The sequence below is a fragment of the Pseudoruegeria sp. HB172150 genome (assembly GCF_013184805.1).
Classification (GTDB): Bacteria; Pseudomonadota; Alphaproteobacteria; order Rhodobacterales; family Rhodobacteraceae; genus Psychromarinibacter.
Map to the genome: position 1 here is coordinate 100,118 of NZ_JAATNG010000005.1, position 13,572 is coordinate 113,689.

The following is a 13,572-nucleotide window of genomic DNA, read 5'->3' on the forward strand; positions in this document are numbered from 1 at the left end:
TCACTGTTCATCGCCTCGAGATGCGGCATAACGTGAGCGTCGGGAGGAGACTCCGGCATAATGCCAAACAGGAGAAAGTCGTGACCGGTTGGTCATGGCAATTATCGCATGACGACACAGACCGAGCTATCCGACCGCATGTTTCGCCGCACGGGGGGTGTGGATCGCCAGCAGGGGCTTGGGGCAATAACACGGATCACGAAGATGGCGTTCCGCTATCCTGGGCGTGCGATCCTGGCGATGGTGGCGACCATCGCGGCCGTCGCGATGCAGCTGTCGATCCCGGTGCTTCTTGGACGTGCAGTTGATCTGACACAGGCGATTGCTGCCGAGGCAGCCGATCCCGGCCCCCTGATCACAGTAGCGCTGACGCTCCTCGGCGTGAGCGTACTGCGAGGGCTCTTCACCCTGGCGCAGAACTATTCGGCGGAATCTGTTGGTCATGCCCTGGCCCGAGATCTGCGAGGCGCGATTTACGACAAGATCCAGAGGCTGCCATTCTCCTTTCACGACAGAACCCATTCGGGCGATCTGATTACGGTTGGTATGCTCGATCTGGAAGGCGTCCGGATGTACTTCTCGACAGCGCTGGTGCGGACAGTGCTGCTGGCGCTGCTAATCGGATTCGGCGCTTGGCAGTTGATCTCTACAGACCCCTTGATGGGAGTGCTGGCGCTGTCCTTCGTGCCTTTCGCGGCTTGGCGCAGTTCCGTCATGCAACTGACTCTCCGCCGTACCTGGCTTGTCCTGCAGGAGAAGCTGGGCGTCCTTAGCCAGGTGATGGAAGAGAACCTGGCCGGTATCCGGGTGGTTAGGGCTTTTGCTGCGGCAAACCATGAAATGGACAAGTTCGATCGCGCCTCGAAGATGGCACTGGATCTGAGCCATGAGCGAGTCGATGTGCGCGTAAAAAGCACGTCCGCGATGACGCTGGCCTTCTTCACCGCAATGGGGCTGGTCCTGCTTGTCGGCGGGCGTCGCGTGGCCGCCGGCGAAATCACAGTCGGCACGCTGGCGGAGTTCCTGACCTTTATGACGATCCTGCAAATGCCGGTTCGGCAATTGGGGCTCATGGTCAATGCCTATGCCCGCGCCTCGACCTGTGGAGCGCGGCTCTTCCTTTTGCTCGACATGCCGGTAGAGATTGACGACGCGCCTGATGCCAAGCCGCTGGAGATCACAGAAGGAACATTGAAGCTGGAGAATGTTGGCTTCGCATATCCCGGTACCGGGGAACAAAAGGCGGTGGCAGGCATCGGTTTCGAGGCGCGCAGGGGGGAAACCATTGGCATTGTCGGCCCACCAGGGTCCGGTAAAACGACACTGATGCATTTGATCCCGCGCTATTATGATGCGAGCGATGGTGCAATCAGTATCGACGGGCAGGATATACGTGAGGTGACGCTGTCCTCGGTCCGGCAGGCTGTTGCCGTGGTACAGCAGGACAGTTTCCTGTTCACGACATCGATCGAGAACAACATTGCCTATGCACATCCGCGCACGGATGCCCGGCGCATCCGTGGCGTTTCCGAGTCGGCCCAACTGCACGACTATGTTCTTGGTCTGCCGCGGCAATATTCCACCATTGTGGGCGAACGCGGCGTGTCGCTTTCCGGGGGGCAGCGGCAGCGTTTGTCCATTGCGCGAACGTTGATGATGGAGCCGGCTGTGCTGATTTTCGACGATTCCACCGCGGCGATTGACGCGGGTACAGAGAGCCGGATCCGCGCGGCGCTTCGGAAGTACGCCTCTTCGCGCGTGACGCTGATCGTGGCGCACCGGCTGGCGAGCCTGATGCATGCGGATCGGATCGTTTTTCTTGAGAACGGTCGGATCGTCGAACAGGGAAACCACGAGGAACTGCTGGCGCTCGGTGGGCGATACAAAGCTCTGCACGATCTGCAAATGCGACCTGATGGTGACGTGCTGGACGAAATGGAGGATGCAAGATGAGTCCGACACGAGCAGGCGAACCGCGTGATCCGCACGACGACGGCCGCCCGAGACTGCGCGCTGTCGTCGGGTCGGACCGTATCGAGGAAGAAATCTTCGGCCGCGCCTTCGACGGCAAGGTCGTGCGGCGGATATGGGCGTTCGTGGAGCCGTACCGGCGGCAAGTGATGATCGCGGTTGCCGCAGTGATAACCTTCACGCTGGCCCAACTCACAATCCCACTACTGATCCGCTATGCCATCGACCATGGCATGGCACCGGACGCGGATCCGCGAATCTTGTCGGGTATCGTGGCGATTTTCGCGGTGGTGATAGCAGTCAACTATGTTGCGTCCCGGGTGCAAGAAGGCGTCACCGGGCGCATGGCGGAGAACGTGTTGTTCGACATCCGTCGCAAGATGTTCGCACATCTGCAGCGAGTTTCGTTGTCCTTCATGGACAAAACCGAAGTCGGACGGTTGATGTCGCGGCTTCAGGGTGACGTGAACTCGATGCAGGAATTCCTGGAAACGTCGGTTCTCTCAGTCGGCGATGTCATGCTGCTGGTAGGTATCGTCGGCGTAATGCTGTGGCTCGACTGGCAGCTTGCGCTGTTGGTGTTGGCCGTTATGCCGATCCTTTTCGGCGTTCGTGTGCTGTGGATCGCCAAAGCCCGCGCCGCCTTTATGGCAGCGCATGAGGCGAATTCGATTACCAACGGGGCGCTGGCAGAGGCGATCCACGGGGTACGTGCTGTGCAGGCAATGGACCGTGCAGCGCTAAATGCCGAACTTTACGGCGAACTTGTCGACCGGAACTACGAGGCGCATCTACGCGCTTCGCGACTGGCGCAGATCATGGTGCCGATCGTGGACAGCCTGACGGGTATCGCGATGGCGGTTGTCGTTGTCGCTGGCGGGCAAATGGTGGTTTCCGGCCGCATCGACGTGGGTGTGATGGTCGCGTTCCTTTTCTACATCCAACGTTTCTTTGACCCGATCCGGTCGTTGACAATGCAGTATTCTGTGATGCAGCGTGCCATGGCTTCGGGTCATCGGCTGACCGAGGTGCTGGACGTCGAGGTGAGTGTCGAGGACGCGCCAGATGCCGTGCCGCTAGGGCCGGATGATGACGGCTCGGTCGAATTCAGGGATGTCACCTTCGGCTATAACCCGAAACACCCTGTTCTGAAGGACGTTTCGTTCAAGGTGAACTCCGGCGAGACCGTGGCTCTGGTCGGGCCGACCGGTTCCGGCAAATCCAGCTCGATGGCGCTTGTCCACCGGTTCTACGATGTGCAGGACGGTGCGGTACTTGTCGGCGGCAAGGACGTGCGCACCGTGACGCAGGAAAGCCTTGGCCGCCACATCGCCATGGTGCTGCAAGAACCATACCTGTTTACCGGAACGGTGATGGAGAACATCCGCTATTCCTCTCATTGGGCCTCGGACGAGGAAGTGGTTGAGGCAGCAAAAGCCGTTGGTGCGCACAGTTTCATTGAGGTGCTGCCTCAGGGCTACGAGACGATGCTGGAAGAGCGCGGCGGCAACCTGAGCCTTGGCCAGCGGCAGCTTCTGAGCTTCGCTCGGGCACTTGTGGCGGATGCAAAGATCCTGGTGCTGGACGAAGCCACGGCGAACATCGACAGCTATACCGAAATGCTGATCCAGAAGGCGCTGCGGCGGTTGCTGGAGGGGAGGACCGGTTTGGTCATCGCGCACCGCCTGGCAACCATCCGAAATGCGGATCGTATCGTTGTGTTGCAGCAGGGGCGGCTGATCGAGGAAGGCAACCACGATGCGCTAATCGCAAAGAACGGCCTCTATTCGAAACTTTACAACCTCAACTACGCCAGCTTCGACGATATTCCGGAGGAATTGACAGAAGCGGACCGGGAAGTGGCGACCTGACAGGTGCAGAGGCGATACCGTGGTACTCGGTTCGGTCTTTCGGCTGACATCAAATACAGGTCGCTGTTTGCGCGGACGTCCCTTTGTGATTCGCAATTCGGCGACCAGCTGCTGTAGCATCGGATCGACCAATCCCTGTGCATTCGGGGCAGGCAAAGGGACATAAAACGGTCATCTTTGCGTCGCCCCACATACTATCGTGACAACACCCGAGACGCCCGTAGCGGGGGGCTGCTTTCATGTGGAATTGAAAGCGATGGCCGGGGACGACCCCGGAATTTGCCTCAAGCAACCATCTAGATGAACGGGGACGACCCCACGACTCGAGAGGAGCATGAGGACGTGTCCCGTGATCTGAAAGAGAAGACCGAGGCGCCCCGCGAAATTGCCGAAGACCAGAAAGCGTTGAGCATCGACGGCGCGGCGTTGCCGGTGATCGACCTCGGTCAGTTGGCGGAGGGAACCGAGGAAGGCCGCACGAAGGTTGCCGCTGCTCTGGGCAAGGCTGCGCGTGAGTCCGGGTTTTTCTACATCATCAACCATGGCGTCCCGCAGGAGCAGATCGACGGCATGTTCGCCGCGTCGAAGCAATTCCATGAGATGCCGCGCAGCTTCAAGATGAAGTGGTGGTCCGGTTTCACTACGCATCACCGTGGCTATGTACCGTTCGAAGAAAACGGCCACGATTTCCCTAAGACCATCAACTTCAACGAAGCGTGGGACATGTCCTACGAAGCGCCGGCCGATCATCCGGATTATCTGGCGGGCTGGCGGATGACGGGGCCGAATGTCTGGCCCGACATTCCGGGTTGGAAGGACACCGTATCGGCCTATTACGATTCAGTTTTTGCGCTGGGTGTTCAGTTGCTTGAGACGCTGGCGCTGGAACTGGACGTCGATGCCGACGAACTGAAGCGTCAAATCACCTATCCCTGCTCGCAATTGCGGCTGCTGCGCTACGTGCCGAACGAAATGCCGGCGACCAAGGAGTTGATGGGCATCGGTGCGCATTCGGATTTTGAGTGCTTCACCATCCTCGCCACAGGCGGGCCGGGTCTGCAGGTAATGAATGCCGAGGATGTCTGGATCGAGGCGCCACCGATCCCAGGCGCTTTCGTCGTGAACATTGGCGACATCTTCGAGACCTGGTCTGGCGGCCAGTTCAAGTCGACCCAGCATCGGGTGACCAATTCCGGCAAGGAACGCTATTCGATGCCGCTGTTCTTTGGGCTGGACTATCACGCCGTAGTGGAACCGCTGGAACAGTTTCGCACCCCCGAGACGCTGGCAAAGTACCCGCCGATGCGTGCGGGCGAGCACCTGATGCGGATGACCGCCAAGGGCTTCAGATATATCGCCGATGCGCGGGAGAAGGGCGTCTTCACGCCGGACTACGAGATCCCCGACGAGAACCCTTTCAAACGCGAGGCTAAGCAACCTGCCAAGGGATGATAGGGTTCATTCGATAACAGTTTCCGGGTCCGCGCTGGGTTTTGCGGGCCATTCGGCAAGACAGGGCGATCAGCCCGAAAACCAACAGGGAAAAGAAGATGACCGGTACCATCAACATGAACCGACGTACGCTGCTGAAGAGCGGGGCAACCTTTGCCGCCGCATCCACCCTTGCTGCACCGCTGATTGCCCAGGAACGCAGCCTGAAAATTGGCTCCTACGGCGGCTATTTCGAGAACAGCTTCAAGGAACATGTCTACCCGGGCTTCACTGAGGCAACGGGCATTGTCGTGGAATCCGTGACACAGCCGAATTCGGCGGACTGGCTGATCTCGATGGCGCAGGCGGCACAGGCCGGGAACGTGCCAGCGGACCTGTCGCTATACGGCCGGGACACGCTGATCAAGGCGAGCCGTGAAGAAGGGCTGCTGGCGCCGCTGGATATGTCAATGATTTCGGCGGCAGGTGCATTGGACCCATACTTTATCTTTGAGGCCGCACCGGGAGTTCTGGGTGTCGGCGCGATGTCGTGGTTCTCGTCCATGGTGATCAATCCTGATGAGATCGAGCCGCCGGAAAGCTGGGCGGACTTTTGGGACACCTCCGTATTTGAACAGTCCCTGGGCGTCGTGCGCCGGTTCAACGGTGGCATGATGGACATCATCGCGGCGACCTTCTTTGACGGGGAGGCGACGTTCGAGACCGAGGATGGCATTCAGGCCATCGTCGCGAAGGCCGCGGAGCTGAAGCCGAACGTGGCGCTCTGGTGGTCGGCGGAAAGCCAGATGGAACAGGCGATGAAGAACCTTGACGTTGTGGCGGGCACCTATTACCACGACGTGGCGGGTATCATGGCAGCCGATGGCTTTCCGATCCTGTCGATGTTCCCGAAAGAAGGCTGCGTGCAGGACTACGGTTCCTGGTGCCTCTCGGGCTTGTCCGACAAGGGCGCTGAAGCGGCGGAGTTCGTCAACTTTTCCTCCACGCCGGAAGTGCAGGCGATCATGTCGCGCATGATCGGCACCGCACCGCTCTTGCCGCAGGAAGCGACCGACCTGACAGACGAAGAGTTCGCTGCTGTGTCAGGCACGCCGTCGATCCGGCCCGCCTACAGCGCTTATCTCGACAGGGAAACCTACATTCAGGAAAACTGGGACGCGATGCTGGCGGGGAGCTGACCCGTGGCCGACCTGGTCCTGAAATCCATCCGCAAGGACTTTGGTTCCTTCCGCGCTGTGGATAAGGTGGATCTAACTTTCCCGCATGGGAAGCTGACGGCCCTTCTGGGGCCGTCAGGCTGTGGAAAGACCACGCTTTTGCGAATGATCGCTGGGCTGGAGGCGCCGTCTTGGGGACAGATCCTGCTGGGCGACGAGGATATCACCGACCGGCCGGCGTATGAGCGCAAGTTCGGGATGGTGTTCCAGAGTTTCGCGCTGTTCCCGCACCTGACCGTGGCCGAGAACATCGCTTATTCCCTGGCGATCGAGGGCGTGGACAAGCGCAAGCGCCGGGCGCGGGCCGACGAGTTGCTGGATCTGGTGCAGATGGGCGGTTACGGCGACCGGCGGATCGGAGAGCTGTCCGGCGGGCAGCGGCAACGGGTGGCGATTGCGCGCGCGCTGGCGCAGGAACCGTCGGTTTTCCTTCTGGACGAGCCGATGTCGGCGCTGGACGCCAAGCTGCGCGAGGACATGCAGGTGGAACTGCGCTTATTGCAGCAGCGGGTGGGGATCACGACCATCGTAGTCACTCATGACCAGCGAGAGGCCATGACCATGGCCGACCAGATCGTGGTGATGAGCAAGGGCTATACCGAGCAGGTAGGTACGCCAAAGGAGATCTATTCGAAGCCTGGGAATTCCTTCGTTGCGTCGTTCATCGGGAAGGCGAATTTTCTGTCCGGTGAAGCGACGGACGGAAAGTACCGTGTGGGGGAGTATCTCTTCGAGGCGCCGAAAGCGCGGGGGTTCACGGCGGGGTCGCCGGTGACGTTGGCGGTGCGGCCCGAGAATGCGGTGATCAACGATACTTGTGCCTGTCTCGGCGAGGAATGGGCGAAGACGCCTCCGGAGGAGCGCGCCAAGAACGTCCTTCCCGCTGAAGTCACGTTCGTCCGCGATGTAGGCTCGACACGGGATATCTACGTGAAGACGCCGGTTGGCGACCTGATCGTAGAATACGGCGCGGGCGAAAGCCTCCCGACGCTCACGATCGGTGAGAAAGTCAGCCTGCGGCTTCCGCCGGACGAGTTGCACGTGTTTCCGCGCGATGCGGAGGCGGCTGAGTGAGTGTGAGCACGGCGGAAGGCATGGCGCCGGACGGCGTGAAAGAGACGGAAGGGCGGGAGCCGGCGCTGGCTTTCAAGATCGCGCTGGTCATTCTTCTGGGCATTTTGTGCCTTGTGCCATTCTTGTTCGTGCTGGCCATCTCGGTCGGTCACAAGATTGAGGGCGCGGGCTGGGCGTTCGGGTTTGAACTGACGCATTACAAGCGTTTTCTGCTGGGCGCGACCTGGCCGGAAACGTTCCAGATACTGTACCTGCAGAAGCTCGGCTACTCGTTGATGTTCGCGGCAATCGGTGCCGTCATCGCCGTGGCGCTGGCCTTTCCGTTTACCTATTTCCTGACGCGCCTGACCCGGAGGGGGCAGACGGTGTGGCTGGTCCTGCTCTTGAGCTCCCTGTCACTGTCCGAAGTGTTCATCGTTATGGGCTGGGATATCTTGCTGTCCGCCCGATCCGGGTTGCCGGCGCTGCTGGACTGGGTCGGTTTCACCGATTTGATGAAGGACTGGGGGTGGTTTCAGTGGTTCCGCGACATCGGGCTGGCGAGCCCTCGGGCATTCAAGTTCAAGACGTCCGGGCTCGCAACGGTGCTGTGCATGTCCTACCTTGTCTGGCCCTACGCAGTGATCCTGCTGTATCCGGCGCTGTCGCGGTTGGAGCCGTCGCTAATGGAGGCTGCGCGGACCATGGGCGCACGGCCATCTGTCGTGATGCGAACCGTCGTACTGCCCTCGGTGAAGCTGCCGCTCTTCGGATCGACGCTTCTGCTCTTCGTGTTCCTGCTGGGAACCTATGTGACCGTCACGGTCTTTGCCGATCCGTCGCAGCACACGCTGGCCGTTTCGATCTATGACAGTGTGCGCGGTTCGACATTGAACGCGCCGTTCGGGGCAGCGCAGTCGGTGATCCTGCTGATCACGGCCGCGGTGTTCCTGTTCGCTGGGCAGAAGCTGTCGAATGCGGGGGACCGCGCATGAGGCTGTCGAAGTTCGGTTTCATTTTCATGGCTTTGAGCGGCGTGGTTTTGTTCCTGCCGATCCTTGTCGTTTCTGCTTCGGCGCTGAACGGCGGGCGCAGCATGCTGTTCCCGCCGCAGGACCCGACGCTTGCGCGGTTCGGCGAGTTCTTCATCTCGGAACCGATCTGGCGTAATGCGCTGAAGAACTCAGTGATCATTTCGCTGAGTTCTGCGGCCCTGTCGGTGCTGTTCGCCTGGCCCGCCGCCTATTTCATCTGGAAGCGATCCACCGCGCTGAGCCGTGTTATCGCCGGGCTGATGGCAATGCCATTCGCAGTTCCGCCGATCGTGTTCGGCGTCGGGCTGGGGTTCATGTGGGCGTTCAGCGGCGGGTTGGGCACGATCTGGGCGGGTATCCTGTCGTTGGGCGCACTGTTCGCGGCACTGCCGCTGGTGACGATTTCCATCGGGTTGCAAAGCATCGACGACGCGCATCTGGATGCCGCCGCGACGATGGGGGCGACCGAGGCAACGGCATTCCGGACCATCGTGCTGCCGCAGACGATCCCCTACACGATTTCGGGTTTCTTCTTTGCCATGGTGCTGAGCTTCAACGAGTTCATCGTGATGTTCTTTGTGTCCAGTTCCGCCTATTCGACCGTGACGCTGCAGATCTTCAACAGCTTGCGGAATGGGTTCACCCCCACGATGGCGGTGGCCGCGATCACCTTCATCGTGGTCTCGCTCGTCGTGTTTTCATTGGTCGCCCGCTTTGGCGACCTGCCGCGTCTGATGGGCGCGGATCAGTCTCGCAGATAAGGTAAGTGATGCCGCGCCAACCCACAATCGTAGGTAATGCCGTTCTTCTTGTCATCGACATCCAGGCCTCGGCCTTCATGGATGTGAAGGCAGGTATCCCGGTGATGCCAGGCTATCGCGACAACATGGAGAGGGCGTTGAAAGTGATCGCCGCTGCACGGGAGGCCGGGCTGCCGACCGTCTACGTGCAGGAGATCCACCGGCGTGACATGGTGGATTACGGGCGGGAGCTGGACGGTTCCGAGGGTGTCCACTGCATGGACGGCGAGCCTGGAACACGGCTGCCGGACGAGATCACGGGGCAGCGAGCCGAGGATTACTTTGTGCCGAAGCGGCGGTATTCAGCCTTCTTCGGCACGGATCTGGAGATCTTGCTGAAAGGGCTGAACGCCGAGACGCTGATCCTGATCGGCGGAATGACGGATGTTTGCGTGCATTACACCTTCGTCGACGGGCACCAGCACGACTATTACTGCCGGGTGGTGGGCGACAGCGTTGGCGGGACCTCTCCGGCGGCGCATCAGGCCTCGCTGAACGCGATGGAGTACCTGCAGGAAGGCGCGATCATCGATACTGAAGCGGCCATTGCGCAGATCCTGAAGCTGAAGCGCGAGGCGGCTTGAACCCTTTTCGGATCGGCGGCCACTGGCGACGCGAAAGCATCGCCGCGCCGGGGATGGAGGACCGCACAACGCGGGTCCACTGGCTGCAGGCAGAGGTGGGATTCTGCGATATCCGGATACCGCTGACGCGGCCTGATGTGGCGGGTGGGGAGTCTTTGTCTGAACTGCCGGTGGAGGCACTGCTTGGGCTGATGAACAGCTTCGGTTTCGCAGGCGAGACCGAGCTGCATGTCGACTGCTGCATCTGGCACCGGCAGATATCCTTTCACGGATCGCCACCGGGTGCCTCGCAGGATATTGGCATTTTGCGGCATGGCCCGGGTGGGCGGATGATCGAGGACGGTGCCGAAGGTGCCTATCGCGAGGTCTGGGCGCTGGAGGGGCGCGGTCCTTACGAGCACGGCACCTGGTCCAACGGTGAACGGGCCTGCCGGATCACCTGGGGACCATCAGATTTCCTGCTAGCCTTCGGGACAATCGGAGCGCCAGACAGCCTGCCGTTGCGGCAGGCGTTGGAGGCGGGCGAACGGCCGGAGGCAGAGCTCGCTGCGTTTTTCGATGCGGAGTACACGCTGGGGTACTGGGACGGGGATGTCGGTGTGGCGCAGCTGTCGACCAACCCATTGCGGGAGGGCCATGCGGTGCTGTCGCGTAGGGATCTGAATGGCGCGCGGATGGTGCTAGGCCGCCGCGATTTCTTCGGCGTGGAGGTGGGGGACGTCTGGATGCGGTAACACATCCCGGTCAGATCAGCCCGCGGGTATCCCAGAGCGACAGGTAGTCGTCGCAGATCTCGATCATGCGCTTGCGCCCGAAGGCGTCGTCATGGCCGCCGTGAACCACCTGGACCGGCATCTCGCGCAGGCGGCGGAGCGTGTCGGCATATGCAGGGAGGTCGAAATTCCGACCCTCCCACAAAAGAGGGCCATCGTAGATCGCGTCGGCACTGAACAGAGTTCCGCTTTCTTCGTGCCATAGCCCGACCTGGTCCGCGCAGTGGCCGGGGAGGTGGATGATCTCTGTCTGCCAGTCGCCAAGGTCGATCACGTCGCCGTCCGAGACGGTCGCGGTCCCAGTGGCACCCTTGAATTTGTAGGTGGCAGGGTCGTAGCCGTCATATGGCACCGCGTCGATCAGGAGCGGCCAGAGCGGTGTGTAGCCGGCCTTGACGAAGTTCTCGACGAGGCGCGCCGGCAGGTCCGAGGAATTGAGTGAATAGGCGGGTGGTTCTGCGAGTTCTTCGGTGCCAAGGGTGTGGACGAGCCGGATGTCGAACTCCTGTACCGCACCGAAATGATCGACATGGGTGTGGGTGGTCAGGCAGATCAGCGGCTTGGCGTTGTCGGCGCGCAGGCTTTCGATGAAGGGCCGGAGCGGGGCGACGCCCATGCCGGTGTCGATGATCAGGTCCTTATCGCTGCCCTCCACCAGGTACATGTTCGCCGAGAAGATCGGGTGGACATGCGGTTCTGTTATCAGTGTGATCCGTTCGTCGAGGCGCCGGGAGACGTACCAGGTTTCGGCGACGGGCAGGTTGGTCATGCGGGGCTCCCTCGTCGTGGATCTGTGGGAAGTCATTCCACTCTGGGGTCCGATACTCAATGGAATTGGGGGTCGGTACATCGGGTTTCAAAAGCGTGGGCAAAGGACAGGCGAGCTTTTCCGCGTCTGCCCGTATACGGGCAATTGCGTGTGGGAAGGGTGCTGTGCCTTGGTGAATTACCGTCCTATACTGCACTGACAATGGCGAACTTTCTGAATATCCAGGCTTTCCTGATCACCGCACGAACTGGCAGTTTTTCTGCCGCCGCAAGAGCTATCGGGGTCGCACCTTCGGTCGTAACCAAACGTGTCGGACGGTTTGAGGATGAAATCGGCGCGAAGCTTTTTGTACGATCCACTCGCAAGCTGACGCTGACTCGTGAAGCGGAAGAGTTGCGTCCGCGGCTGCAGTTGTTGCTGTCGCAGCTTGATGACGTGCTCAAAGGCGCCCACTCGGACCGTGCGCTGCGCGGACATCTTCGTATCAAGGCACCGACGACGATTGGAACGCTGTTTGCGGGACCGGCAATCGCCTGTTTTCAGGCGGCTCATCCGGATATCACCGTCGACCTCATGTTGATCGACGGCTCGGTAAACCCGTTGGAAGAAGGCTTCGACATGGCACTTGGCGCGCTGCCGCAGTCCTATGCAAGTGTGACGGAGTTTCCGCTGTGCCCCTATCCGCGCGTTGTCGTTGCTTCGACGGAATATCTGAAGAAGCACGGAACACCTCAGGCACCTGGCGATTTGGTAGAACATCGCTGTGTCGCGTACGTTGCGGTTGGTTTGACTTGGCATTTTGAAAGCCCGAGCGGACCGGTTTCGGTCGAGGTCAATTCGGTAATGACCGTGAATGACAGTAGGCTGTTGCTGTTCGCGGCACGGCAGAGCCTGGGCATCGCGGTGGTTCCCGAATTCATGGCGCGCGAGGAGATCGAGCGTGGGACGCTTCAGGCGCTGATGCCGGACTTTCCGATTTCGCCTCTCTGGTTCAAGGCGATGGTCCCGCGCAACAAACTGCACCGGCCTGAGGTCATGGCCCTTTTGGAGCATCTAAAGGCGGATTTCGCAGAACCGCCTTGGCAGCGCGGCTTGCGGCCGCGGTTAGAAGCAGTCGGACCGGAGGGCTGACCCTCCGATCCGTGGGAGTTGCACCTTAGCTCGCCAAGCGAAGTTCGGGCGCTTTGTCGTCCAATGTGGTGGTACGGCGCAGTTCCCGGGGTTCGTCCAGGTCGAAGGCCCGGCCGCGATGCAGCGTCGCACGGTTGTCCCAGATCATCGTGTCGCCGACCTGCCACTCGTGGAGGTAGGTGAACTCGCCCTTCGTCGCGTGTTCCAGAAGGTCGAGCAACATCATCCGGCCCTCGGGCACCGTCATACCCTCAATGCTGCGGGCGTGGACGCCGATGAACAGGTGCTTTCGGCCGGTCCGCGGGTTCTGTCGGACCACGGGCCAGTAAGCGGGCGCGATGGCGGCTTTCTGTTCCTCATTGTAACTGTCGTCGCCGATCAGGAAGCGAGAATGCAGCGCGTAATGCTCCGCGATCTTATCGTCGAGAAAAGCTTTGGTCCGCTCATCCAGCGCATCATATGCGGCTTTCAAGTCGGCGTACTGTGTCTGCCCGCCCCAGGACGGGTTCCTCACCGAATGCAGCATGGAGTATTTCGCGGCCGGCTTTTGGAACGAAGAATCCGAATGCCACATCTGGTTGGCGATGTTGTTGAGGATCCGCTTGTCGGTGCGGGCGGCAGGCTTGCCGTCTTTCGACAGGTTGGAGATGTCGCCGATCTCGTCATATTTCTGCTTTTCGCCACCCTTGGCGATAACCTTTTTGAAGCCCAGATCGAGCGGGCCGAACTGTCGTGTCCAGGTAAGCTGTTCGTCAACAGTCATTGGCTGATTTCGGATCAGAACCAGCGAATGCTCGTCCATAAGCACGTCGATCTCGTTGATCTGTTTAGCGCTCAGAGGATTCAGCACATCCAGTCCGGCGGTGATCTCTACACCGAAGCCGCCTTCTATCGGTCTCGTTTCCATCGTTCGTCTC

The 13,572-nt window shown here is 60.5% G+C and carries 12 protein-coding genes; 10 read left to right on the forward strand and 2 right to left on the reverse strand.

The features are described from left to right. The first annotated feature begins 138 nt into the window (after positions 1-138). The 9 genes from HCO70_RS19160 to HCO70_RS19200 all read left to right on the forward strand — a co-directional run bounded on the left by HCO70_RS19160 (position 139) and on the right by HCO70_RS19200 (position 10,716). Positions 139-1,953, forward strand: coding sequence for an ABC transporter ATP-binding protein (locus HCO70_RS19160; protein WP_256373021.1), 1,815 nt, complete (start codon positions 139-141; stop codon positions 1,951-1,953). Next, positions 1,950-3,842, forward strand: coding sequence for an ABC transporter ATP-binding protein (locus tag HCO70_RS19165; RefSeq protein ID WP_172299200.1), 1,893 nt, complete (start codon positions 1,950-1,952; stop codon positions 3,840-3,842). Before HCO70_RS19160 ends, HCO70_RS19165 begins: the two co-directional genes overlap by 4 nt. A gap of 300 nt (positions 3,843-4,142) precedes the next feature. Next, entirely contained in the window at positions 4,143-5,294 is a 1,152-nt protein-coding gene (locus tag HCO70_RS19170; RefSeq protein ID WP_172299202.1) for an isopenicillin N synthase family oxygenase, read from the forward strand. Between the two features lie 98 nt (positions 5,295-5,392). Further along, positions 5,393-6,472, forward strand: a complete 1,080-nt coding sequence (locus HCO70_RS19175; RefSeq protein WP_172299204.1) for a PotD/PotF family extracellular solute-binding protein — start codon at positions 5,393-5,395, stop codon at positions 6,470-6,472. Between the two features lie 3 nt (positions 6,473-6,475). Then, entirely contained in the window at positions 6,476-7,585 is a 1,110-nt protein-coding gene (locus HCO70_RS19180; RefSeq protein ID WP_172299206.1) for an ATP-binding cassette domain-containing protein, read from the forward strand. Then, entirely contained in the window at positions 7,582-8,559 is a 978-nt protein-coding gene (locus HCO70_RS19185) for an ABC transporter permease (protein WP_172299208.1), read from the forward strand. Before HCO70_RS19180 ends, HCO70_RS19185 begins: the two co-directional genes overlap by 4 nt. Beyond that, positions 8,556-9,359, forward strand: a complete 804-nt coding sequence (locus HCO70_RS19190; protein ID WP_172299210.1) for an ABC transporter permease — start codon at positions 8,556-8,558, stop codon at positions 9,357-9,359. The genes HCO70_RS19185 and HCO70_RS19190 overlap by 4 nt, the downstream gene beginning before the upstream one ends. 8 nt (positions 9,360-9,367) lie before the next feature. Next, complete coding sequence (locus HCO70_RS19195) at positions 9,368-9,982, forward strand: cysteine hydrolase family protein (protein ID WP_172299212.1); 615 nt, start codon at positions 9,368-9,370, stop codon at positions 9,980-9,982. Further along, entirely contained in the window at positions 9,979-10,716 is a 738-nt protein-coding gene (locus tag HCO70_RS19200; protein ID WP_172299214.1) for a hypothetical protein, read from the forward strand. Before HCO70_RS19195 ends, HCO70_RS19200 begins: the two co-directional genes overlap by 4 nt. 10 nt (positions 10,717-10,726) lie before the next feature. On the opposite strand, the gene HCO70_RS19205 is transcribed toward HCO70_RS19200, so the two are convergent. Continuing rightward, a complete protein-coding gene (locus HCO70_RS19205) occupies positions 10,727-11,524 on the reverse strand; it encodes an MBL fold metallo-hydrolase (RefSeq protein WP_172299216.1) in 798 nt (265 codons plus the stop codon). A 201-nt stretch (positions 11,525-11,725) separates the two neighbouring features. Between HCO70_RS19205 and HCO70_RS19210 the strand changes: the two genes are divergently transcribed. After that, positions 11,726-12,655: a LysR family transcriptional regulator gene (locus HCO70_RS19210; protein ID WP_172299218.1), complete on the forward strand. Its 930-nt coding sequence runs from the start codon at positions 11,726-11,728 to the stop codon at positions 12,653-12,655. Positions 12,656-12,680: 25 nt separating this feature from the next. On the opposite strand, the gene HCO70_RS19215 is transcribed toward HCO70_RS19210, so the two are convergent. After that, on the reverse strand, positions 12,681-13,562 hold the full coding sequence (locus HCO70_RS19215) for a TauD/TfdA family dioxygenase (protein WP_172299220.1): 882 nt from the start codon (positions 13,560-13,562) through the stop codon (positions 12,681-12,683). Between the last annotated feature and the right edge of the window lie 10 nt (positions 13,563-13,572).

Coding starts and splice junctions, on each gene's coding strand:
- HCO70_RS19170 (WP_172299202.1), top strand. CDS start 4,143: ATGAACGGGGACGACCCCACGACTCGAGAGGAGCATGAGGACGTGTCC.
- HCO70_RS19215 (WP_172299220.1), bottom strand. CDS start 13,562: ATGGAAACGAGACCGATAGAAGGCGGCTTCGGTGTAGAGATCACCGCC.
- HCO70_RS19210 (WP_172299218.1), top strand. CDS start 11,726: ATGGCGAACTTTCTGAATATCCAGGCTTTCCTGATCACCGCACGAACT.
- HCO70_RS19160 (WP_256373021.1), top strand. CDS start 139: ATGTTTCGCCGCACGGGGGGTGTGGATCGCCAGCAGGGGCTTGGGGCA.
- HCO70_RS19190 (WP_172299210.1), top strand. CDS start 8,556: ATGAGGCTGTCGAAGTTCGGTTTCATTTTCATGGCTTTGAGCGGCGTG.
- HCO70_RS19195 (WP_172299212.1), top strand. CDS start 9,368: ATGCCGCGCCAACCCACAATCGTAGGTAATGCCGTTCTTCTTGTCATC.
- HCO70_RS19165 (WP_172299200.1), top strand. CDS start 1,950: ATGAGTCCGACACGAGCAGGCGAACCGCGTGATCCGCACGACGACGGC.
- HCO70_RS19175 (WP_172299204.1), top strand. CDS start 5,393: ATGACCGGTACCATCAACATGAACCGACGTACGCTGCTGAAGAGCGGG.
- HCO70_RS19205 (WP_172299216.1), bottom strand. CDS start 11,524: ATGACCAACCTGCCCGTCGCCGAAACCTGGTACGTCTCCCGGCGCCTC.